This is a genomic window from Pseudomonas hefeiensis, from assembly GCF_030687835.1.
GTDB classification, from domain to species: domain Bacteria; phylum Pseudomonadota; class Gammaproteobacteria; order Pseudomonadales; family Pseudomonadaceae; genus Aquipseudomonas; species Aquipseudomonas hefeiensis.
In genome coordinates this window covers 5,885,840-5,909,033 of the sequence record NZ_CP117449.1, presented here as the reverse complement: position 1 = coordinate 5,909,033, position 23,194 = coordinate 5,885,840, and the positions used below count along the sequence as shown (strand labels likewise).

At 61.4% G+C, this 23,194-nt stretch carries 16 protein-coding genes and 3 pseudogenes; 9 read left to right on the top strand and 10 right to left on the bottom strand.

Annotation, left to right across the window (positions count from 1 at the left end; genetic code table 11):
* Positions 1–123: 123 nt before the first annotated feature.
* The 6 genes from PSH57_RS26700 to choX all read right to left on the bottom strand — a co-directional run bounded on the left by PSH57_RS26700 (position 124) and on the right by choX (position 5,625).
* Positions 124–387, bottom strand: a complete 264-nt coding sequence (locus PSH57_RS26700; protein WP_305386433.1) for a hypothetical protein — start codon at positions 385–387, stop codon at positions 124–126.
* Positions 388–766: 379 nt separating this feature from the next.
* Positions 767–1,930, bottom strand: coding sequence for a gamma-butyrobetaine dioxygenase (locus PSH57_RS26695; protein WP_305386431.1), 1,164 nt, complete (start codon positions 1,928–1,930; stop codon positions 767–769).
* A 20-nt stretch (positions 1,931–1,950) separates the two neighbouring features.
* Positions 1,951–2,427 carry a thioesterase family protein gene (locus PSH57_RS26690; RefSeq protein WP_305386429.1) on the bottom strand — a complete coding sequence of 159 codons (477 nt, stop codon included), beginning with the start codon at positions 2,425–2,427 and terminating at the stop codon, positions 1,951–1,953.
* A 163-nt stretch (positions 2,428–2,590) separates the two neighbouring features.
* Complete coding sequence (locus tag PSH57_RS26685; RefSeq protein WP_305386427.1) at positions 2,591–3,556, bottom strand: L-carnitine dehydrogenase; 966 nt, start codon at positions 3,554–3,556, stop codon at positions 2,591–2,593.
* A 164-nt stretch (positions 3,557–3,720) separates the two neighbouring features.
* A complete protein-coding gene (gene cdhC / locus PSH57_RS26680) occupies positions 3,721–4,608 on the bottom strand; it encodes a 3-dehydrocarnitine:acetyl-CoA trimethylamine transferase CdhC (RefSeq protein ID WP_305386424.1) in 888 nt (295 codons plus the stop codon).
* A gap of 72 nt (positions 4,609–4,680) precedes the next feature.
* Positions 4,681–5,625 carry a choline ABC transporter substrate-binding protein gene (choX, locus tag PSH57_RS26675; RefSeq protein ID WP_305386422.1) on the bottom strand — a complete coding sequence of 315 codons (945 nt, stop codon included), beginning with the start codon at positions 5,623–5,625 and terminating at the stop codon, positions 4,681–4,683.
* 168 nt (positions 5,626–5,793) lie between these two features.
* Between choX and PSH57_RS26670 the strand changes: the two genes are divergently transcribed.
* Positions 5,794–6,753 (top strand): GlxA family transcriptional regulator, encoded by a 960-nt coding sequence (locus PSH57_RS26670; protein WP_305386420.1) that lies wholly within the window; start codon positions 5,794–5,796, stop codon positions 6,751–6,753.
* 137 nt (positions 6,754–6,890) lie between these two features.
* Here the strand turns inward: PSH57_RS26670 and PSH57_RS26665 are convergent, their stop codons facing one another.
* The 4 genes and pseudogenes from PSH57_RS26665 to PSH57_RS26650 form a co-directional block, all read right to left on the bottom strand.
* Complete coding sequence (locus tag PSH57_RS26665; protein WP_305386417.1) at positions 6,891–7,307, bottom strand: DUF3010 family protein; 417 nt, start codon at positions 7,305–7,307, stop codon at positions 6,891–6,893.
* Positions 7,308–7,339: 32 nt separating this feature from the next.
* Positions 7,340–7,667, bottom strand: a pseudogene (locus PSH57_RS26660) (helix-turn-helix domain-containing protein).
* A pseudogene (locus PSH57_RS26655) lies at positions 7,651–7,905 on the bottom strand (type II toxin-antitoxin system RelE family toxin). The pseudogenes PSH57_RS26660 and PSH57_RS26655 overlap by 17 nt, the downstream one beginning before the upstream one ends.
* A 101-nt stretch (positions 7,906–8,006) precedes the next feature.
* On the bottom strand, positions 8,007–8,408 hold the full coding sequence (locus PSH57_RS26650) for a lysozyme inhibitor LprI family protein (protein WP_305386414.1): 402 nt from the start codon (positions 8,406–8,408) through the stop codon (positions 8,007–8,009).
* Between the two features lie 235 nt (positions 8,409–8,643).
* Between PSH57_RS26650 and PSH57_RS26645 the strand changes: the two genes are divergently transcribed.
* From PSH57_RS26645 to PSH57_RS26610, 8 genes and pseudogenes are all read left to right on the top strand, one after another.
* Positions 8,644–9,621: a dipeptidase gene (locus PSH57_RS26645; RefSeq protein WP_047230381.1), complete on the top strand. Its 978-nt coding sequence runs from the start codon at positions 8,644–8,646 to the stop codon at positions 9,619–9,621.
* Between the two features lie 212 nt (positions 9,622–9,833).
* A complete protein-coding gene (locus PSH57_RS26640) occupies positions 9,834–10,364 on the top strand; it encodes a DUF5943 domain-containing protein (RefSeq protein WP_030139308.1) in 531 nt (176 codons plus the stop codon).
* A gap of 15 nt (positions 10,365–10,379) precedes the next feature.
* The gene (gene dgcA, locus PSH57_RS26635) at positions 10,380–12,440 is read left to right on the top strand and encodes a dimethylglycine demethylation protein DgcA (protein ID WP_256231002.1); all 2,061 of its coding nucleotides are present in this window, start codon (positions 10,380–10,382) and stop codon (positions 12,438–12,440) included.
* A 169-nt stretch (positions 12,441–12,609) separates the two neighbouring features.
* Positions 12,610–14,559, top strand: a complete 1,950-nt coding sequence (gene dgcB / locus PSH57_RS26630) for a dimethylglycine demethylation protein DgcB (protein ID WP_305386409.1) — start codon at positions 12,610–12,612, stop codon at positions 14,557–14,559.
* Positions 14,559–15,779 carry an electron transfer flavoprotein subunit alpha gene (etfA, locus tag PSH57_RS26625; RefSeq protein ID WP_305386407.1) on the top strand — a complete coding sequence of 407 codons (1,221 nt, stop codon included), beginning with the start codon at positions 14,559–14,561 and terminating at the stop codon, positions 15,777–15,779. The genes dgcB and etfA overlap by 1 nt, the downstream gene beginning before the upstream one ends.
* Positions 15,780–15,794: 15 nt before the next feature.
* Positions 15,795–16,565 (top strand): electron transfer flavoprotein subunit beta, encoded by a 771-nt coding sequence (gene etfB / locus PSH57_RS26620; RefSeq protein ID WP_305386404.1) that lies wholly within the window; start codon positions 15,795–15,797, stop codon positions 16,563–16,565.
* A gap of 1,122 nt (positions 16,566–17,687) precedes the next feature.
* Positions 17,688–21,140 carry a GMC family oxidoreductase N-terminal domain-containing protein gene (locus PSH57_RS26615; protein ID WP_305386402.1) on the top strand — a complete coding sequence of 1,151 codons (3,453 nt, stop codon included), beginning with the start codon at positions 17,688–17,690 and terminating at the stop codon, positions 21,138–21,140.
* 156 nt (positions 21,141–21,296) lie between these two features.
* Positions 21,297–23,167, top strand: a pseudogene (locus PSH57_RS26610) (c-type cytochrome).
* Positions 23,168–23,194 lie beyond the last annotated feature (27 nt).

Genomic DNA, 23,194 nt, shown 5'->3' with positions numbered 1-23,194 from the left:
AGGCGCCGTCAATCGCGAGCAGGCTCGCTCCCACAGTGATTCGGTGTCGATCACAGAACCTCCCACAGTGATTCGGTGTCGATCACAGAACCTGTGGGAGCGAGCCTGCTCGCGATTGGTTTCTCAGGCGTTCTGGCTTTTCTGATACTCCGCCAAGGCCGGCAGCAGCTGCAGATCAATCGCCCGGCGCACGGCGGGCAGGATGGTGGCGCTGCTGGTGTACATATTCCTGACCATCATGCGCAACTCATTGGCGCGTGCCGTGTCCAGCCCCCGCACCGCGCACTCGCAGGCCTGTTCGGCAGTGGAGCCGCTGGGTATCTGGAGGCCCAGGGCCTTGAGCTGGCCCAACAGGTCTTCCTGGTCGATCAAATCGGCGTGCATCATGACGCTTTTCCTTGTTCAGGGATTGGGGTCGTGACTCGATTCTGGTAGCCGCTCGAAGCGGCGGCAAGGGCAAACTGTCGGCATGGCCCGGATACCTATGAGCAGGTCGTTTTCGGCTAACTCTGGCTGTCCCGGACTGGGCACACTGGCCCCAAGCTGAATCACGACGGTTTGGTCACCCTCGCGCGACGGCTCCTCCAGTAACGCAACTGCCCCGATCCAGTCACGGCTTGATCGGGGATTTTTTTGCCTGGGTGAATCAGAGGGTGATGGGGTGTTGGACAGACCGCTATCGCGAGCAGGCTCGCTCCCACAGGTCTTGTGCACGACACAGAACCCCTGTGGGAGCGAGCCTGCTCGCGATGAACGATGACGCGGTCTACCTTTGCAGCACCAGAATCTTCGACAGCAACTCATCGCGATCCACATAGCACCCCTGGAAATGCCGGGCTCCAGTGGACGGGTCGAAGGCATTGCGGGCGTGGAGGGTGCGGCGGTTGTCGAAGCACCATAGCTGACCGGGCTCAAGCCTTTGCATCAAGCGAAATTGCGGCTCGCGGGTCAGGGCGATGAAGCGGCGGTAGGCGCGATACAGCCTGGGCATTTGCTCGGCCGAGGTGTCGAACGGCCCGCGCAGGAAGTTCGCCATGCGGATTTCCGAGACCTGTCCCAAGGCATCCAGCGCGATGATGGGCGCCAGGCAGCGGTAATCACTGTGGCGGTCCTTGTTGCGAAACTCCACCGGGATTTCACACAACGCGGCAAAGGCATCGGGGTCCTCCTGGCGCAGCGCCTGGGCGATGGCAAAACCGTCGACAAATATGCTCTCGCCGCCGTCGGCGTCATTCACCAGGCAGTGCAGAAACTGCAATCCTGGTTGCAGCTCCCGGGTGGGCAGGTCGCTGTGCAGCGGCAGGTTGAAAGCGGTGTAGGCGTTACTGTCGGCATCGGCTTTGGATTGCACGTTGAACAGCACGCCGAAGTTGCTCTGGCGGATGAACGAAATCTGCTGGGCGATCAGTTTCAGCGAGCCGGGTTCGGTGGGTACGCCGCGCACCTGGGTCAGGCCGATGTCGCGCACCGCCAGCAGCCATTGCAGCAACGTATCGGTGTCGTCCATCAGCGCCTGGTAATCAAACACCGGCAGGTTCAGGTCGTGCTGCCAGAGCTGGCGCCTGGGCTTGCTCGCCAGGCGTTCAGCCCTGGACTGGTCATCGTAGGCATGGGCGCGCAGCCAGCCCGGGTCGAAACGGCTCTGGTGGCCGTCCTGCCAATCCACGCACAGGCAGCCTTCGCTGTCGAGACGGGTCGCGCCGGGGGTCAGGTCTTCAGGTACATCGACGACTTCCAGCACCTGCTCGCGGGTCACGGTGTAGACGCATTGCGGGCAAGGGCAGTTGTCCCGCAGCCACTGATGATGGAAGGGGCTGATCCGACCGTCGGCCCAGGTGACCTGCACCCGATCGGTCAAGGGTGTCACAGCGGTCAATCCACAGATCAGGGGGTAACGGCGGAAGTCGGCAAAAGCGGCGGCGGTGTTCATGGCGATCTCCTGTTCGGGGTTTATCGGGCCGGTGGCAATGCGATGACCCGGCCGATGTAGGCCGGCGGCGACAGGTCGGATTGTTCCGTGAGCAAGGCTTTGAGCTTGCCCAGGGTCTGTTCGGTGAAGGGCGCCGAGCGCGGGCCGGCCAGGTCGACGTGCAGCAGCATTTGCTCGTTGCCGGCCAGTTCCTTATCCCCGCCGGCCAAATGCAGGCTGTGGTAGAGATGCAGGCGTTTGGCGTCGTGGCCGATGATCTGTGTGCGCACTTCGACCTGGGCGTCGAGCTTCACTTCGTGCAGGTAGTTCAGGTGCAGTTCAAGGGTGAACAGCGAGTGGCCGCTGGCTTCGCGGTTCTGGCTGTCCATGCCCAGCTGATCCATCAGTGCGTCGGTCGCGTAGCTGAAGATCAACAGGTAAAAGGCATCGCGCAGGTGGCCGTTGTAATCGACCCATTCGGGGAGGATGCGGGTTTGGTAGGTGGTGAGGGTGGGCATGTTTCTGGTTCCGACAGTTGTGGTGACTGGGTTGGCGCTATCGCGAGCAGGCTCGCTCCCACAATGATCTTCTGGGTGAGACAGATCGCATTCACACCTCAAAACCCGTGGGAGCGAGCCTGCTCGCGATGGGGCCAGACCTGCTGACCCAAAAAGCCAAGGTTTACTCGCTGAAGGCCATCCCGTGCTTTTCTTTGGTGGTTTTCACCGCCTCCAGCACCGCCAGCAGGCAATCATCACGATAGCGCTCCAGGGCCGAAATGCTGTGGTTGCCCAGTTGCGCGCTGGTCCCGTCCACGACGTCATCGATCAGTTTTTCGGTCAGCTCCGGCGCCGGCAGGTAGGTCCACGGCAACTGTAACGCCGGACCGAATTGAGCCATGAAGTGGCGCATTCCGGCATCGCCACCGGCCAGTGTGTAGGTCAGGAACGTGCCCATGAATGACCAGCGCAAGCCGGCGCCAAAACGGATGGCATCGTCGATTTCCCCGGTGGTGGCCACGCCGTCGTTGACCAGGTGCAGCGCCTCGCGCCAGAGCGCTTCGAGCAGCCGGTCGGCGATGAAGCCGGGCACTTCCTTGCGTACATGCAGTGGGCGCATGCCGAGGGACTCATACACCCGCATCGCCGCCTGGACCGCTTCGGGCGCAGTGTTTTTGCCGCCGACTACTTCCACCAGTGGCAACAGGTAGACCGGGTTGAACGGATGCCCGACCACGCAGCGCTCCGGGTGGGTGGAACCTTCATAGAACTCGCTCGGCAGCAGCCCCGACGTGCTGGAACCAATCAGCGCATTGGGCTTGGCGGCGGCGCTGATCTGGCCGTGCAGTTCGAGCTTCAGTTCCAGGCGCTCGGGGGCACTTTCCTGGATGAAATCGGCGTCGCGCACGCATTCTTCGATCGTCGCGACAAACCGCAGCCGATCCTGGGAGGCGCCGGGCGCCAGGCCTTGTTTCTCCAGTGCGCCCCAAGCGTTGGCCACGCGTTTGCGCAGTGCTGCCTCGGCGCCCGGCGCCGGGTCCCAGGCCACGACGTCCAGGCCATGGGCCAGGGCACGGCTGACCCAACCGCTGCCGATCACACCGCTGCCCAGGGCGGCGAAGGTTTTGATATCGGTGATAAAGCTCATGGTGATTTCCTGAAAAAGATAGTTCGGTGATCTCCTGTGGGAGCAAGGCTTGCCCGCGATGGCGGCAGTAGATTCAACAGAGATGTCGACTGACATACCGTCATCGCGGGCAAGCCTTGCTCCCACAGGTAGTGCCCCCACGGGGGCGGTGGGTGTTCGGTTGATCAGCCGCGCTGGGTCAGGCCCATTTTCTTGCGCCCCTCGGCCGGGGTGAGCACGCGGGCGCCGAGGCGGCTGAGGATTTCGCTGGCGCGTTCGACCAATTGGCCATTGGTGGCGAGCACACCTTTGTCCAGCCACAGGTTGTCTTCCAGGCCGACCCGCACGTTGCCGCCCAGCAGCACGGCCTGGGCCGCCATCGGCATTTGCATGCGGCCGATGCCGAAGCCGGCCCACACGGCGTCTGCTGGCAAGTTGTCGACCATGGCTTTCATGGTGGTGGTGTCGGCTGGCGCCCCCCACGGGATGCCCAGGCAAAGCTGGAACAGCGGGTTGTCCAACAGGCCTTCCTTGATCATCTGCTTGGCGAACCACAGGTGGCCGGTGTCGAAGATTTCCAGCTCGGCCTTGACCCCCAGCTCGGTGATGCGCTTGGCCCCGGCCCGCAGTTGCGCCGGGGTGGAGATATAAATGGTGTCGCCGTCGCCGAAGTTCAGGGTGCCGCAATCCAGGGTGCAGATTTCCGGCAGTAGCTCCTCGACGTGGGCCAGGCGGGTCAGCGGGCCCACCAGGTCGGTATTGGGGCCGAACTCCATGGGATTTTCGCCGCCGCCGATCTCCAGATCGCCGCCCATGCCGGCGGTGAGATTGACGATGATGTCGACGTCCGCCTCTCGGATGCGCTCCATCACTTCGCGGTACAGCGCCACGTCACGGCTGAACTTGCCGGTCTGCGGATCGCGAACGTGGCAGTGGACTACCGTGGCGCCGGCCTTGGCGGCCTCGACGGCAGCCGCGGCGATCTGTTTCGGGGTGACCGGTACGTGCGGACTTTTGGCGGTCGTGTCGCCAGCACCGGTAAGTGCGCAGGTGATGATGACGTCGTGGTTCATGGTGCGGGTTCCTTACAGGCGTGATGAGTCACTGCGCAGCCGATTGGCGCTGCGCAGATGGATGACGGTGGTTCAGTTGCTGGTCAGTTTCAGGTTGTCGGCGGCAGGCTTGCCATCGAAGGTGGTGACGCCTTCGAGCCAGCGTTGCTTGTCTTGCGGATGATCCTTGAGCCATTGCTTGGCCGATTCGAGCGGGTCCTTGTGATCCAGCAGTGGCTGCATCATCCGGCTCTCGTCTTCGGCGGTGAACGTCAGGTTACTCAGCAGGCGGCTGACGTTCGGGCATTTTTGCGCGTAGTCCGGCGCGGTGACGGTCCACACGGTGGCCATGCCTTCGTTCGGACCGAGGGCGTCTTCGCTGCCGCTCAGGTAGGTCATTTGCACGTTGACGTTCATCGGGTGCGGCGCCCAGCCGAAGAACACCACGGCTTGATTGCGTCGCACGGCGCGGTCCACCGCCGCGAGCATGCCGGCCTCGCTGGATTCCACCAACTGGAACTTGCCCAGGCCGAACTGGTTCTTGCTGATCATCGCCTTGATCTGGGTATTGGCGCCGGAACCAGGCTCGATACCGTAGATTTTGCCGCCCAGTTCTTTCTCGAATTTGGCGATGTCGGCGAAAGTCTTCAGGCCTTTGTCGGCCAGATAAGTCGGCACGGCCAGGGTGGCGCGGGCGTCCTTGAGGCTGGGTTGCTCCAGGACCTTGACCTGTTTGGCCTCGACGAACGGGGTGATGGTCTGGGTCATCAGCGGGTTCCAATAGCCCAGAAACATGTCCAGGCGCTGGTCGCGGATGCCGGCGAAGATGATTTGCTGGGAGGCGCTGGTCTGTTTGGTCTTGTAGCCGAGGCCGTCGAGCAACACTTGGGTCATGGCGCTGGTGGCGATGACATCGGTCCAGTTGACCACACCCAGGCGCACGTTCTGGCACGCGGCGGCATCGGCCGCCATCGCAGCGGAACTCAGGAAGGTGGTAGTACTGAGTGCAAGAACGCAGGAGCTGATCAGTCGTTTCATGTCGGGTTCCTCGGCAGTCTTTGTTATGGGTTCCGGCATCTGTGCACCGGTGATGCCAAGTTACGCAGCCAGCCCGCTGGCAAAACGCACAGCGGCGACTCGCTCTTGCACTGCAGCGACCTGTGGCGTATCAAGGACCGCACGCTACCCGCCAACCGAGTTCGCTACATGTCCCAGGATTTCTACTTCTTGTTGATGCCGGGTTTTTCGGCCATCGGTTTCATTTCGGCCATCGAACCGTTGCGGGTCGCCAACCGCTTTCGCGGTGAGTTGTACCGCTGGCATGTGTTGAGCGCCGATGGCGGGGCGGTGCTGGCAAGCAATGGCATGTCGGTCAACGCCGATGCCGCGCTGGAGTCGCTGAAGAAGGGCGCGACCCTCTGGGTGGTGGCGGGGTTCGAACCGCTCAAGTTCGTGACCCCGGCGTTGGAGCGCTGGCTGCATCGGCTGGACAATGAGGGCGTGACCCTGGGCGGTATCGACACCGGCAGTGTGGTTCTGGCTGAGGCGGGGCTGCTGGAAGGGCATCGGGTGACCCTGCATTGGGAAGCGATCGAGGCGTTCAAGGAGTCTTATCCACAGCTCAGCGTGACCCAGGAACTGTTCGAAATTGACCGCCGGCGCATCACCTGCGCCGGCGGCACCGCGTCCATCGACCTGATGCTGGACCTGATCGGCCAGGCCCATGGCCCGCAACTGGCGATTGAGGTCAGCGAACAATTTGTGCTCGGCCGCATTCGTCCGCGCAAAGACCACCAGCGCATGGAAATTGCCAGCCGCTATGGCGTGCGCAACAAGAAACTGGTGCATGTCATCGGCGAGATGGAAACCCACAGTGAACCGCCCCTGAGCACCCTGGCCCTGGCCGAATCCATCAACGTAACCCGCCGCCAGCTCGAACGCCTGTTCCGCCTGCACTTGAACGACACTCCCAGCAACTTCTACCTGCGACTGCGCCTGGAAAAGGCCCGGCAATTGCTGCGCCAGACCGACATGAGTGTGCTGGAGGTGAGCATCGCCTGCGGTTTCGAATCACCGTCGTACTTCACCCGCAGCTATCGGGCGAGGTTTGAACGGTGCCCGCGGGAGGATCGTCGTCGCCAAGGAGATGGGCGGGAGGTGGTTTGACAGGCTTTTATACTCAATTATGTTCGCGACTATAACGAAAGCGGCGCGGTGTATGGGAGAGCGAGGCGCCTGTATCGCGGGCAAGCCTTGCTCCCACATAAAAATCGCCGCAAGTGCAATGTTCGGCTGAAAGAGGCTTACTTCTTCATCAACGCTGAACACGCCGCCTTATAAGCCTCATGCTGATACTTGTTCAGCGTCGCGGGCAATGCGAAGTCGTGTTTCTTGTTCTGCGCATTGATGGTCTGCGGCGACAGCAGCGTCACCTCGCAACCGTCCAGCAACTGGAAAACCCCTTCGATCTTGAACGTCGTCGGTCCGCCGGCGAACTCGCCTTTCTTGCTGCGTTTCTTGATGGCGATGCGTTCGATACCGTTGTCCGTCACGAACGCCCGGACCTGGGCGGCGAACGCCTTGACGTTGGCGGCTTCGTCATCGTCGTCCAGGGCGATTTTCTTGGTGTTCAGTGGGAGGTGGCTCAGCGCCTGTTGATCCAGCGAGGCAACGGCGATGATTGCTTCGCTGCCTTTGATTTCGATGCCGCAGATTTTCATGTGAATTCCTTTGCTCGATGGTGGCGTGCAGCTTACAGCTCCAACTGATCGGCATGGATACCAAAGGCGGCGGCAATTTTTTCGCGGGTGGCTCGGCGAGGCTTGGCGACGGACTCTTGCTGGGCAAACGCCGGTTGAGAAATACCCAGGCGCCTGGCGACTTCATCCTGGGTCAAGTTCAGATGTTCGCGCCATGCGCGGATGGGCGTGGCGCCATCGACGATACGACTGACCACTTCATGAGGAATCAGATCAGGTTCCAGTTTTTTTTTGCGCAACGTATTGGGCATACGGAATGACCACGAATGCAGGATTCCCGTTTGCGTTGTTTATGATCTGAATATCAGTAGGTACGTTCATCGCGTTTCTTGACCCTCTTGAATGCCGACGACCTTGATCGCCCCGTCCCAATCGAACATGACTCGATAGCGGCCTACCCGAAGGCGATAGGCGTAGTTATGGCCGACAAGCGCTCTGACGTTCGCCGCGTCGGGCACCTGGCGAGCGCTGTAACGGCGTCCCGAACCTGAGCCTGGTGGGCAGAATGCAATTTCAGAAGCTGCTTAACGGCTTTTCTGGTCCATTGGATGGTGTTCATGGAGGGATATAAGTCTTTTATAAGACTTGCGAATCCTGACTTATATTTTCTCCAGGGCCAACGCATGAACGGTGTCTGAATATTGCTCCGTAAACGGCCCTTTATTCCTGCCCGATCGACTCCAAAAACTCCGACCGGTCATCACTCACCTGAGCCAGGCAGTCGTTTTCGGCGATTTTGTAGGCTTGGCTGCCGGGTTTGGCCGGGAAGGCGGCGATGGCGCAGTCGGCGTCGCGCTGTTTTTGCCACAGTTGCTGGGCAATTCTGATTTTGCCGGTGATGTCGGTGAGCTGGGCCTTGTCGTCGGCGTAGAGGGTTTGCAGGCGCTCAAAGAGGCTCTGCAGGTTGTCGGCGAGCAGTTGTTCGGCGGCGGCTTTGCCGTAGGCCGAGCAGGCCAGGGTCTGGACGTCGTTTTCCACGGCATCGCACGGGTTGTGTTCGGTGTCTTCGGTCGCGTGGGCGACGGTGCTGATCAGGGCCAAAGCCAGGATGATTGATTTCATTGCGTTGCCGCTCGAGTCCAGTGAAAGCCAGTGATGCGGCGGATTCTGGCGCAAGCGTCGGGTAAAGAACAGACGGGCAGGGTGGCCCGCTCATAGCCCTTTGTCGTGGATTGACGCTTTCGGCAATTCCCCTGTCGTTTTTGCACCCGGTCGCCAATGCACCGAGGCATATGCTGGCCCCAAAGCGCCGGCACACGATTCGGCGCATGAATCGCTGACAAAAGGGGACTGCCTGATGAGCCCAGCCGAATTGCACGCCGACAGCATCGTTATCGACGGGCTGATCATTGCCAAGTGGAACCGTGACCTGTTCGAAGACATGCGCAAGGGCGGCCTGACCGCCGCCAACTGCACGGTGTCGGTGTGGGAGGGTTTTCAGGCCACCATCAACAATATTGTGGCCAGCCAGAAACTGATCCGCGAAAACAGCGATCTGGTGATCCCGGTGAAAACCACCGCCGATATCCAGCGCGCCAAGGCTCAGGGCAAGACCGGCATCATCTTTGGCTTCCAGAACGCCCACGCTTTCGAAGACCAGCTCGGCTACGTCGAGATATTCAAGCAACTCGGCGTTGGCGTGGTGCAGATGTGCTACAACACCCAGAATCTGGTGGGCACCGGCTGCTACGAGCGCGACGGTGGCCTGTCGGGCTTTGGTCGCGAAATCGTCGCCGAGATGAACCGGGTCGGCATCATGTGCGACCTGTCCCACGTCGGCTCCAAGACCTCCGAAGAAGTCATCCTCGAATCGAAGAAGCCGGTCTGCTATTCCCACTGCCTGCCGTCCGGCCTGAAAGAACACCCGCGCAACAAATCCGATGAAGAACTGAAGTTCATCGCCGACCACGGTGGTTTTGTCGGCGTGACCATGTTCGCTCCGTTCCTGGCCAAGGGCATCGATTCGACCATCGACGATTACGCCGAGGCCATCGAATACACCATGAACATCGTTGGTGAGGACGCCATCGGCATCGGCACTGACTTCACTCAGGGTCACGGTCAGGATTTCTTCGAAATGCTGACCCACGACAAGGGCTATGCCCGTCGTCTGACCAGCTTCGGCAAGATCATCAACCCCCTGGGCATCCGCACCGTGGGCGAGTTCCCGAACCTCACCGAGACGCTGCTCAAGCGCGGTCATCCGGAGCGGGTGGTGCGCAAGATCATGGGCGAGAACTGGGTCAATGTCCTGAAAGACGTCTGGGGCGAATGAATAACTCTGGAGCCTACTCCGCTCGCCGATAGCTGCGTCAGGTCCTCGCGCCAAGCTCGCCGTACGTCCCGTACTGTCTCGCTTGTCGCTCCGGTCCTTCCTTGCTCTCGACGTGCTCGCTACGGCTCCAAAGTCATTCACACGGCTTGTTTATAAGAGCGAAGCAAAAGCATTGCCAAGCACTGATTACGAATTTTCTGGAGTAACGTTTCATGGCCAAAATCGCCCCTCAATTGCCTATCGAAGTCGACAGTGAAACCGGTGTCTGGACCTCTGATGCCCTGCCGATGCTCTACGTACCGCGTCACTTCTTCGTCAATAACCACATGGGCATCGAAGAAGTGTTGGGCGCCGACGCCTACGCCGAGATTCTCTACAAGGCGGGCTACAAATCCGCCTGGCACTGGTGTGAAAAAGAAGCCGAATGCCATGGCCTGGAAGGCGTCGCGGTGTTCGAGCACTACATGAAGCGTCTCTCCCAGCGCGGTTGGGGCCTGTTCAAGATCCAGGACATCGACCTGGATAAAGGCACCGCCAGCGTCAAGCTGGAACACTCGGCGTTCGTTTACGTGTACGGCAAGGTCGGACGCAAGGTCGACTACATGTTCACCGGCTGGTTCGCTGGCGCCATGGACCAGATTCTCGCCGCCCGTGGCAGTTCGATCCGCACCGTGGCCGAGCAGGTCTACGGCGGTTCCGAAGAAGGCCACGACGACGGCCTGTTCATCGTCAAGCCGTTGTAAATCGAGGATCGCGCCATGGCTTTTGAAGCAATGTTCCAGCCGATCCAGATCGGCAAGCTGACCATCCGCAACCGCGTGCTCAGCACTGCTCACGCCGAGGTCTACGCCACTGACGGCGGCATGACCACTGACCGGTACGTGAAGTATTACGAAGAGAAGGCCAAGGGTGGTATCGGCCTGGCGATCTGCGGTGGTTCCTCGGTAGTGGCCATCGACAGCCCGCAGGAATGGTGGAGTTCGGTGAACCTGTCCACCGACCGCATCATCCCGCACTTCCAGAACCTGGCCGATGCCATGCACAAGCATGGCGCCAAGATTATGATCCAGATTACCCACATGGGTCGTCGCTCGCGTTGGGACGGTTTCAACTGGCCGACCCTGATGTCGCCGTCCGGCGTGCGCGAGCCGGTGCACCGCGCTACGTGCAAAACCATTGAGCCGGAAGAAATCTGGCGGGTGATTGGCAACTACGCCAGCGCCGCCAAGCGCGCCAAGGCCGGTGGCCTGGACGGTGTCGAGTTGTCCGCCGTGCACCAGCACATGATCGACCAATTCTGGAGCCCGCGGGTCAACAAGCGCACCGACGAATGGGGTGGCACCTTCGAGGGACGGATGAAGTTCGGCCTGGAAGTGCTCAAAGCCGTGCGCGCCGAAGTGGGCGACGACTTCTGCGTCGGCATGCGTCTGTGTGGTGACGAGTTCCATCCGGACGGTCTGTCCCACGAGGACATGAAGCAGATCGCCAAGTACTACGACGACACGGGCATGCTGGACTTCATCGGCGTGGTGGGCTCAGGTTGCGACACCCATAACACCCTGGCCAACGTCATCCCGAACATGAGTTATCCACCGGAGCCGTTCCTGCACCTGGCCGCCGGCATCAAAGAAGTGGTCAAGGTCCCAGTGCTGCACGCGCAGAACATCAAGGACCCGAACCAGGCCACGCGGATTCTGGAGGGCGGTTACGTCGACATGGTCGGCATGACCCGCGCCCACATCGCCGACCCGCACCTGATCGCCAAGATCAAGATGGGCCAGATCGACCAGATCAAGCAGTGCGTGGGCGCCAACTATTGCATCGACCGGCAGTACCAGGGGCTGGACGTGCTGTGCATCCAGAATGCCGCAACGTCCCGTGAATACATGGGCGTGCCGCACATCATCGAAAAGTCCACCGGACCGAAACGCAAGGTAGTGGTCGTCGGTGCCGGCCCGGCCGGGATGGAAGCGGCCCGTGTGGCGGCCGAACGCGGCCATGACGTGACCCTGTTCGAGAAAAAAGAATTCATTGGCGGGCAGATCACCACCGCTTCGAAAGCCCCGCAACGGGACCAGATCGCCGGCATCACCCGCTGGTTCCAGCTGGAACTGGCGCGCCTGAAAGTCGACCTGCGCCTGGGCGTGGCGGCAGACGCGGCCACCATCATGGACCTGCGTCCGGATGTGGTGGTGCTGGCCGTCGGCGGGCATCCATTCATCGAGCAGAACGAACACTGGGGCGCCGCCGAAGGGCTGGTGGTCAGCAGTTGGGACGTGCTCGATGGCAAGGTTGCGCCGGGCAAGAATGTGCTGGTCTACGACACCATTTGTGAGTTCACCGGGATGTCAGTGGCCGACTTCCTCGCCGACAAGGGCAGCCAGGTCGAGATCGTCACCGACGACATCAAGCCGGGCGTGGCCATTGGCGGGACCTCGTTCCCCACCTACTACCGCAGCATGTACCCCAAGGAAGTGATCATGACCGGGGACATGATGCTGGAGAAGGTCTACCGCGAAGGCGACAAGCTGGTGGCGGTACTGGAGAACGAATACACCGGTGCCAAGGAAGAGCGCGTGGTGGATCAGGTGGTGGTGGAAAACGGCGTGCGGCCGGATGAAGAAATCTACTACGCGCTCAAGGAAGGTTCGCGCAACAAGGGCCAGATCGACGTCGAAGCCCTGTTCGCGATCAAGCCCCAGCCGTGTCTTGCGCAGAGCGGCGATGGCTACCTGCTGTTCCGCATCGGCGACTGCGTGGCGCAGCGTAATACTCACGCCGCCATCTACGACGCGCTGCGGTTGTGCAAGGATTTCTAACGGCTTGTGGATAACCCTGTGGGAGCGAGGCTTGCCCGCGATAAATGCGACACGGCGCATCTGACTGACCGAGTCGATCGCATCGCGGGCACGCCTTGCTCCCACAGGAATCGAGCAAGACATCCAGGTTTCTGTGCCTGCAAGACCTGAGGTCTTTGGGAGCTTCACCATGCTGAACACCCTTCTTCCCATCCTGCTGTTTGCCGCCCTGGGCCTCGCGGTCCTTGGCGCCTTGCGGCGGATGAACATGTGGCGCCGGGGGCGACCGTCCAAGGTCGACCTGATCGGTGGCCTTTTCGCCATGCCCAAGCGCTACATGGTGGACTTGCACCATGTGGTGGCGCGGGACAAATACATCGCCAATACCCACGTCGCCACGGCGGGTGGGTTTGTGCTGGCGGCGCTGCTGGCGATTCTGGTGCATGGTTTCGGCCTGCAGAACCGCATTCTGGGCTATGCCTTGCTGTTCGCCACGCTGCTGATGTTCAGCGGCGCGATCTTCATTGCCTTGCGTCGTCGCAATCCACCGTCACGGCTGTCCAAAGGCCCGTGGATGCGCTTGCCCAAGAGCCTGTTCGCGTTTTCCATCAGTTTTTTCCTGGTGACCTTGCCGGTCGCCGGGATCTTGCCGGCGGACTTCGGGGGCTGGGTGTTGGTGGCGCTGTTGGGCCTGGGCGTGCTTTGGGGTGTGTCGGAAATGTTCTTCGGCATGACCTGGGGCGGGCCGATGAAACATGCCTTTGCCGGGGCCCTGCACCTGGCCTGGCACCGCCGCGCCGAACGCTTTGGTGGTGGCCGCTCAACCGGTCTCAAACCTTTGGACCTGAACGACCCCGCTGCACCGCTGGGCGTTGAGAAACCCAAGGATTTCACCTGGAACCAGTTGCTCGGTTTCGACGCCTGCGTACAGTGCGGCAAGTGTGAAGCTGCCTGCCCGGCGTTCGCTGCCGGCCAGCCGCTGAACCCGAAAAAACTCATCCAGGACATGGTCGTCGGTCTGGCCGGCGGCACCGATGCGAAATTCGCCGGCAGCCCTTATCCAGATAAACCGGTGGGTGAGCACAGCGGCAACCCCCATCAGCCGATCGTCAACGGCCTGGTGGACGCCGAGACCCTGTGGTCCTGCACCACCTGCCGGGCCTGTGTCGAGGAATGCCCGATGATGATCGAGCACGTCGATGCCATCGTCGACATGCGCCGCCACCTGACCCTGGAAAAAGGCGCGACGCCGAACAAGGGCGCCGAGGTGCTGGAAAACCTCATCGCCACCGACAACCCTGGCGGCTTCGCTCCGGGCGGGCGGATGAACTGGGCGGCGGACCTGAACCTGAACCTGCTCAGCGAGGTGAAATCCACCGACGTGCTGTTCTGGGTCGGCGACGGTGCCTTCGACATGCGCAACCAGCGCACCTTGCGCGCCTTCGTCAAAGTGCTCAAGGCGGCGAACATCGACTTCGCCGTACTCGGTCTCGAAGAGCGCGACAGCGGCGACGTGGCCCGGCGCCTCGGCGATGAAGCGACCTTCCAACTGTTGGCCAAACGCAACATCCTGACCCTGGGCAAATACAGCTTCAACCGGATCGTCACCTGCGACCCTCACAGCTTCCACGTGCTGAAAAACGAATACGGCGCGTTCGATGGCAACTATCGGGTGCAGCACCACAGCACCTACCTGGCAGAAATCATCGACGCCGGCGCCCTGAGCCTCGGCCAGCACAAGGGCGACAGTGTGACCTATCACGACCCGTGCTACCTGGGCCGTTACAACGGCGAATACGAGGCGCCACGCCAGGTGCTGCGCGCGCTGGGCATCGAGATCAAGGAAATGCAGCGTTCCGGTTTCCGCTCGCGTTGCTGCGGCGGTGGCGGCGGCGCGCCGATCACCGACATTCCGGGCAAGCAGCGTATCCCCGACATGCGCATGGAAGACATTCGCGAAACCGGCGCCGAACTGGTGGCAGTGGGTTGTCCACAGTGCACTGCGATGCTGGAAGGTGTGGTCGAGCCGCGACCGATGATCAAGGACATTGCCGAACTGGTGGCCGACGCGCTGCTCGAAGACGCGGCGCCAAGCAAGCCAGTGGCCCCGGCTAAACGTGAACCTGCGGAGGTGCATTAATGAGCGACATCATCCGCCGCGACCCTCGCGCCGAGTGGATCGCCCGCAACCGCCTGCATCCGCTGCACGCGGCCATGCAACCGGTCCAGCACAGCTGGATGGGGCCCAACGGCATCATCCGCAAGAATGTTCATGGTGTCGGTTTCATCGGCCCCAACGGCATCAAGCGTATTGATCGCAGCGGTGCCCAGCAGGGCGGCGCGAGCAAGCGTACCGCTGCCGCTGAAGTGCAACTGCCGCTGCATCAGGTGCCGCAACCGGCGTTCTACATCAGTGTGGTGCCGGACATGGTCGGTGGTCGTCTCAGCAGCCACGACCGCGATCTGCTGGGCCTGGCCCATCAGCTTGCCGGTAGCGAAGGCGCGGTGCTGGCGGTGGTCTTCGGTGAGCACAAGGAAAACGCTTTCGCCACGGCCGGTGTCGACCGTTTGCTGGTATTGGAAGGTGAGGCATTCAGCGGTTATGCACCGGAGCAACGGGTGCAAGGACTTCGGGCTGTGGATAACCAATTCAACCCACGCCATTGGCTGCTGCCTGACAGCCGCACCGGCGGCGGCGAACTGGGCCGGCGTTTTGCCGCAGCCCTGGGCGAGCGCCCGGCCACGCGGGTCTGGCAGGTCAAGGGCGAGGCGTGCATCGGTCGTGCCGGTGCCGGCCTGCAAGACCTGGCCCGGCCTTTGGCGCGGCTGATCCTGGCCGCGGCCGAATGCGCCGAGCCGGTCAGTGAAACCCGTCACGAAGCCTTGCCGGTGGAGTTATCCACAGGCGTGGCCCGCAGCTTGTCGCGCATCGAAGACCTGGGCGCGGTGGCGGTGGACCCGGGCGCGATCCCGATGGCCGAAGCCGAATTCATTTTCTCCGGCGGCAACGGGGTCAAGGACTGGGCGCTTTTCCACCAGACCGCTGCGGCCTTGGGCGCCACCGAAGGTGCTTCGCGAGTGGCGGTGGACGACGGCTTCATGGCCCGCGATCGCCAGGTTGGCGCGTCCGGCACCTGGGTTACGGCGCGGGTCTACGTCGCGGTGGGGATTTCCGGGGCGATTCAGCACCTGCAAGGCATCGGCGCCTGCGACAAGGTGGTGGCGATCAACCTCGACCCTGGTTGCGACATGATCAAACGGGCAGACCTGTCGGTGATTGGCGACAGCGCGGCGATTCTTCAGGCCTTGATCGCGGCGGTAGAGGCGTACCGCAACGAAGCCAAGCGCGATGCGGCTTAAGCTAAGGATTCAACCATGAGTACTCAAGTGATCAGCCTGGTGTCCATCGGCGCCCACCCGACCTCCGGTCGGCCCCGGCGTGCCGAACAGGACGCCCGGGCCGTGGAGCTCGGCCTGCAACTGGCCGGCAACGACCTGCAAGTGCTGCACGCAGGCGACGTGGCCGAACCGGCTCTGCGCGCCTATCTGGGCATGGGCCTGGACGCACTCTACGTCCTGGATAACCCCGCAGGTGCCGACGCACTACCGGCCCTGACTGACTATCTGCGCGATGCGGGAGCCCAAGTGGTGCTCACCGGCAGTCAGGCGGAAACCGGCGAAGGCTCAGGCATGTTGCCGTTCCTGCTGGCGGAAAATCTCGGCTGGCCGCTGGTGGTGGGACTGGCCCAGGTCGAATCCATCGACAGTGGCGTAGCCTTGGTGCTGCAAGCTTTGCCTCGCGGCCAGCGGCGACGTCTTAAAGTGCGCCTGCCGTTCCTTGCCACGGTGGATAACGCCGCCCCCAAACCCCGGCAAAGCGCCTACGGCCCGGCCCGACGCGGGGCGTTGCACGCTGAAGAAGTCGAGGTGATCGACGACGCCCTGTTGGCGGTGGCGACCCTGCAACCGGCCAAACCGCGGCCAAAACGTTTGAAAGTGATCAAGGCCAAGAGCGGCGCCGATCGCATGAAAGCCGCCACGGCCAAGGCCAGCGGCGGAGGCGGGCAGGTGCTCAAAGGCGTGAGCCCGGAGGCGGGCGCCGAGGCGATTCTCAAGTTGTTGGTTGAGGAAGGGGTGGTTCGCTAAATCCAAGCTCACCAAAAATCCTTGTGGGAGCAAAGCTTGCTCGCGATCCAGGCACCTCGGCACTTGAGAGACCAAGGCGTTTTCATCGCGAGCAAGCTTTGCTCCCACAAGGCGCGCACACAAGGGGATGTGTGTTACCCACAATCCCTGTGCGCGCATCTGTGGATAACCTGTTCGCCCCTGGCCACACCCCACGCAGATCAAGCTCCCCAGGCTTGCGCTTAAAAAACAACCAGCCTAACTCACGGTTTTTCCTCGATTTTGTTTGTGAATAAGCTTGAGCGCAGAACCCTACTTGCCCCCAATCTCTGTTGGCGCTTCTGTGGATAAGATGTTCGCTACCCGCTACAAGCCATACGCAGCGGGGCTTTCATGGTATTGATTATAAAATGATCAATTTGCCATTTTTACCCGGAAAATTCCGCTAAAACCCCGAGTTACAGGCCGTAGACAGCGTTTTCCACAGAATCGTCAAAATTACCCCCAAACACTGTTGGCGCTTCTGTGGATAAGGTGTTCGCTCTCCTCTGGACGCCATACCAGACAAGGCTTTCACATGGCTGATCAGTTTTTAACCTATGTGGGAAAGAAACGTTCATTGTTCATAAGTCACGGTTTTTCTTTAGCTTTTATCTAGAAAACTCAGTCGCAACGATGCACTTGTCCCCATTAGCTGTGGGTGGACATGTGGATAACTTGTTCGCGAAAGCCTAGGGGCCACGGCGGGCATAGGTCTAAACGCGATAGCTCAAATTTCATACAGTTCTAGGGAACCACCTTGACGTGGCCCGGCCAGCTGTCTTCACTCATGGCACAAGGACACCGCCTCTTTATCCACATCTGGTTCAGGGAGAACGCATGATGGATAGCAAGCCCCCCTGCTCATACCCGGTTTCAGCTGCAACGTGTACCCCGACCCCTGCCACCCGGTTACCCAAACGCAGACGTCGTCGCGCCACCAATCAGCGTGCGCGTCTATAGCGCCCCGCTGCGCACCTGAGTTTCCCCTGTAGCACCGTTGACTGCCGCTCAAACCCGTACGGGATAGTGGCCAGGCGTTCGTGCGCCTGTCGATTTGCAGGCAACCGCAGAGTTGCCCCATCTGCCTGAGAGGACTTGAACATGACACGGATCTCGACCCCCATCAGCGAAATCAAGGAGCATTACGACGTTATCGTCATTGGTTCCGGCTACGGCGGTGGCATAGCCGCGTCACGCCTGTCCCGGGCCGGGCGCAAGGTTTGTCTGCTGGAGCGGGGCCGGGAGATCCAGCCCGGCGAATACCCCAACACCATGCTGGCGGCCACTGAGGAGTTGCAGGTGCATGACCCGGACGGTCACATCGGGTCGCGCACCGGACTGTTCGATCTACACGTCAACGCCCAGCAGAACGTGGTGGTCGGTTGCGGCCTGGGTGGCACTTCGCTGATCAACGCCAACGTTTCGCTGGAGCCGGAGCCCGGTGTGTTCGAGGACCCGCGTTGGCCGCAGGCGGTGCGTGAACATCGCGATACGCTGCTCAAGGACGGTTATGCGCGGGCGCGGGAAATGCTCAAGCCCACCCCTTACCCTGATGCCTCGCCGAACCTGCCCAAGCTCGACGCCAACCGCAAGTCGGCGAGCTATCTCAAGCAGGACGCACATTTCTACAAACCGCCGATCAACGTGACCTTCGACAAGCTGCCCAACAACCTGAACCACGTCGGTGTCGAGCAGTTGCCGTGCAACGGTTGCGGTGATTGCGTCTCGGGCTGTAACAACAAGGCCAAGAACACCACGCTGATGAATTACCTGCCGGACGCCTGGAACCACGGCGCGGAGATTTTCTGCCAGGCCCAGGTGCGGCATCTGGAGCGCGACGGTGACGGCTGGATCGTGCATTTCCAGTACCTGGACAGCGGCCGCGAGTTGTTCTCGGCGCCAACCCTGTTCGTGCGCGCCGATATCGTGGTGGTGTCGGCTGGCACCCTGGGCTCCACCGAAATCATGCTGCGCTCGCGGGAAAAGGGCCTGTCGATGTCCAGTCAACTGGGCGAGAACATGAGCGGCAATGGCGACATCCTCGGGTTTGGCCACAACTGCGACCAGACCATCAACGGCATCGGCTTCGGTGCCCACTCGGCCAAGGAGCTGGAGCCGGTGGGGCCCTGCATTACCTCGATCATCGACATGCGTACCGAAGGTGACTGGCGCAGCCGCATGGTCATCGAGGAAGGCTCGATCCCTGGCGCGCTTGGTCGGCCAATGGTGCCGAGCATGGCGGCGTTCGCCGGGATGATCGGCGTGCCCACCGACACGGGCCTGGGCGCCAGCCTCAAGTACAAGGCCCGGGAAGCCGAAAGCTTTCTGCGCGGCCCGTACTACGGCGCGCTGCATAACATGCAGACGTACCTCATCATGAGCCACGACAACGGCAAGGGGCGCATGGTGCTCGACAACAAGGACCAGCTGCGCATCGACTGGCCCGGCGTTGGCGAGCAGGAAAACGTGGCTCTGGGCAATGAGCGTTTGCACCAGAGCACCAAGGCGTTGGGCGGGATCTGGGTCGAGAATCCGATCTGGACCAAGCTGCTCAAGCACAGCATCGTTTCGGTCCACCCGTTGGGCGGGTGCGTGATGGGTGAAGACGCGACGCAAGGCGTGGTCAACCACAAGGGCCAGGTGTTCAGTGGCGCCAGCGGGACGGATGTTTACCCTGGCCTGTACGTGACCGACGGCGCGGTGATCCCGACTTCCCTGGCGGTCAACCCGCTGTTGACCATTTCGGCGGTGAGCGAACGCAACATGGGGCTGCTGGCGGCTGATCGTGGCTGGATCATCGACTACACCCTGCCTTCGGCTGCACGTAAACCGGTGGCGCCACCGACCCTCGGCGTGCAGTTCACCGAAACCATGAAGGGTTACTTTTCCACGGCGTTTACCCAACCCCAGGGCACCGATCTGTCGCTTTACGAAGCGGCAGCCAAGCGCGGCAAGGCCGACAACTCGACTATCGAGTTCACGCTGACCATCACCGCCGCCGACCTCAACCGCCTGATCAAGGAGCCGGAACACGCCGCAACCCTGGTGGGCACACTGGATGCGCCGATGCTCTCGGCCAAGCCGCTGGTCGCCAGCAACGGGGTGTTCAACCTGTTCGAGCAATATCAGGAACAGGTGGATGTGCGGCACATGAACTACGACATGAAACTGACCGCCGAGGACGGCAGTGACTATTACTTCAGTGCCTTCAAGACCGTGCCCGAGGACAACGGGGTGCTGAACATCTGGCACGACACCAGCACGCTCTATGTCACGCTGTATCGCGGGGTGGACAAGAGCGGCGAGGTCATCGGCTCGGGGGTGATGCACATTCTGCCGGCCGACTTCGCCAAGCAGATGACCACCATGAAAGTGCTCAACGCGCGCAACGAGCGTGAGCGCGTGGAGGCCTTGGCGCGGTTTGGCAAGTTCTTCGCCGGGATCTTGTGGGAGAGCTATGGCGGGGTGTTTGCAGGCGATGTCTACTTCAACCCGGACGCGCCGCCCCGCACCAAGCGGCCGCTGGACGCACCGGCGCCGACCGTGCATTTCTTCCAGACCGAGGACAACGTCGAGCTACGCCTGACTCGCTATCAAGCGGGCAGCAAAGGCCCGGTGATGCTGGTGCATGGCTTGGGCGTGGGCTCGAATATTTTCTCCACCGACACCATCCAGACCAACCTGCTGGAGTACCTGTGCAAGCACGAGTACGACGTTTGGTTGCTGGACTTGCGGGTGAGCATCCTGCTGCCGGCCAGCAAGCATGAATGGAACGGCGACCAGGTAGCCCAGTACGACTTCAAGGCTGCTATCGAGCAGATCCAGCAGGCCACGCTGGCCCGCGACGTGCAATGTGTGGTGCATTGCTACGGTGCAACGACGTTCTTCATGTCGATGCTGGCGGGGCTGCAAGGGGTGCGCTCGGTGGTCTGCTCGCAGATCGCCGCCGATACGGTGGTCGCTACTGCAACCGGTCTGAAAGCCGGCCTGCACCTGCCAGGGATGCTCGACGCCATCGGTATCAAATCCCTCACTGCTTATGCCGATACCAAGGAGAACTGGTTCAACAAACTCTACGACAAAGCCCTTAATGGCTATGCCCGGATCGAGGCCCAGGGCTATTGCACCAACCCGGTCTGCCACCGCATTACCTTCATGTATGCCTCGCTTTATCGCCACGACACGCTCAACGAAACCCTGCACGACAACCTGCACGAGTTGTTCGGCGAGTCGAACATGCACACCTTCGAGCACCTGGCGCTGATCGTGCGCAAGGGGCACCTGGTGGACTTCAAGGGCAACGACGTCTACATGCCGCATTTCGATCGGTTGAAATTGCCGATCTGCTTCATCAGCGGCGCCGAGAACCAGTGCTACCTCCCTCAGAGCACCCTCAAGACCTACGAGCGACTGTGCGATATGCACGGCCCGCAACTGTTCAGCCGCCACGAAGTGCCGGGCTACGGCCATATCGACTGCATCTTTGGCAAGGATGCGGTGGTGGATGTGTACCCGATCATCCTTGAGCACCTGGAGAAGACGGCGTTGGGCTAGTTCTAGACCGCATCGCGAGCAGGCTCGCTCCCACACGGGGTTTGTGGCGTACGCAGGTTCGGTGGTCCACACCGTTCAATGTGGGAGCGAGCCTGCTCGCGAAGCGATTGTCTGGGCGCTGCATCTCGTGAGTCAGGAATAAGGAAAAAGGATGCCATGAACACTTACATCCGTTGGTTCCAACGCATCATCTGGGTGGGGATTGTGATGAACATGGTCTTCGCGATCCCGGCGCTGTTCGCGCCGGCGTTGCTGACGTCCATGCTCGGCCTGCCGCCCGTGCTGTCCGATCCCTGGCTGGAAAACTCTGGAATGTTGCTGGTGGGGATCAGCCTGTTCTACATGCCTTCGGGGTTCAATGCGCCGCGTTTCGTGGTGCATTCGTGGCTGTGCGTGTTGTCGCGGCTGGTGGCGGTGGTGTTCTGGGTCTACCTGATCAACACCAACAACCAGGGGCAGTTGTTCGTGCCGATGTTGATGGGTGACCTGAGCATGTTCCTGATTCTGGGTGTGCTGCTGTACCTGGGCAGCCCGGTCGCCCATCGTCCATTGGCCTTGCTCTGCGCCGGTTGGCGGGAGTGGCGCGCCGGCTGGGCGCGGCGCTGGCACAGTCACGGTTTCAAGGTCGGCACGCTGGTGGTGGTATTGCTGCTGGGTTTCATCGGCTACCAGACTTGGTACCAGATGATACGAGAGGTGCCCCAGCCAGACTTCGCTTCTGACGAAGACCATTACAAATACGCCGCCATCGGCCTGGGCATCGAAGCGCGGATTCCTTATTACCTGTTCGCCGTGCTGCCGCAGATGTGCCCGGAAAAACTGCCCAAGCCTGGCGGTTACGAGGTGTTCGGGTTTCTCTATGAGAACGGCAATGACCTGCCCATCGGCATGGCCAAGCGACAATTGGGCTATCCCACCGTGGAGCCGAACTGCGCGCTGTGCCACACCGGCTCGTACCGGGCCAATGCCAGTGACGTAGCGGTTCCGGTCGCTACCGCGCCGGCCAACACCCTGCAACTGCAGGCCTTCCAGTGGTTTGCCTACGAGTGTGCCAGCGACCCGAAATTCACCCCTGATGCGGTCATGGCGGCGATCAACAGCAAAGTTCCAACTGGGGCTTTTTCGAAAAACTGTACAACCGCTACCTGATCATCCCGATGGCCAAGAGTGCCCTGCTCAAGCAGAAGCAGGCCTACGCCTGGCAGAAGCTGCGCCCGGCCCAAGGCCCGGGGCGGACCGATACTTTTAACCCGACCAAAATGGTGGTGTTCGGCTTCCCGGATGACTCCACCATCGGCACCGTGGACTTGCCGCAGGTCTGGAACCAGAAACCCCGTGAGTCGATGTACCTGCATTGGGACGGCAATAACAACAAGATCCACGAACGCAACTACGCGGCGGCCATGGCCGTGGGCGCGACGCCGCAATCGGTGCTGCCACCGAGTTTCAACCGGGTGACCAATTGGCTGCTGGGCCACCAGGCACCGGTCTGGCCGTTCGCCCTGGACCAGGCGAAAGTCGCCCAGGGCAAACCGATCTGGGAGCAGAACTGCGCCGCTTGCCACGCCTTCGGCCGTGCCGACACGGGACAGGTCACCACCAACATCGACCAGTTGGGCACCGATCCACATCGCCTGAATTCCTTCACCGTCGGACTGGTGACGGCGTTCCACGGCTTCAAGAAACCGCCGTTCGATTTCGGCGCCTACCGCAAGACCCAGAGCTACAGCAACACGCCCACCGACGGCATCTGGCTAAGGGCGCCGTACCTGCATAACGGCTCGGTGCCAACCCTGTGGGATTTGCTGCAGCCGCCTGAGCAGCGCCCGCAGGTGTTCTACACCGGTTCCGACATTTACGACCAGGAGAAGGTCGGCTTCATCACCAGCGGCGCGCAGATGAAGGCGTCGGCGGATTTCAAATACGACACCCGCCTGGAAGGCAACCACAACGGCGGCCACCTGTATGGCACGCAGTTGTCGGACGTCGACAAGCGGGCCCTGATCGAATTCATGAAAACCCTGTAGCCCAGGGCACAGCGAAGGAGCGTTCAC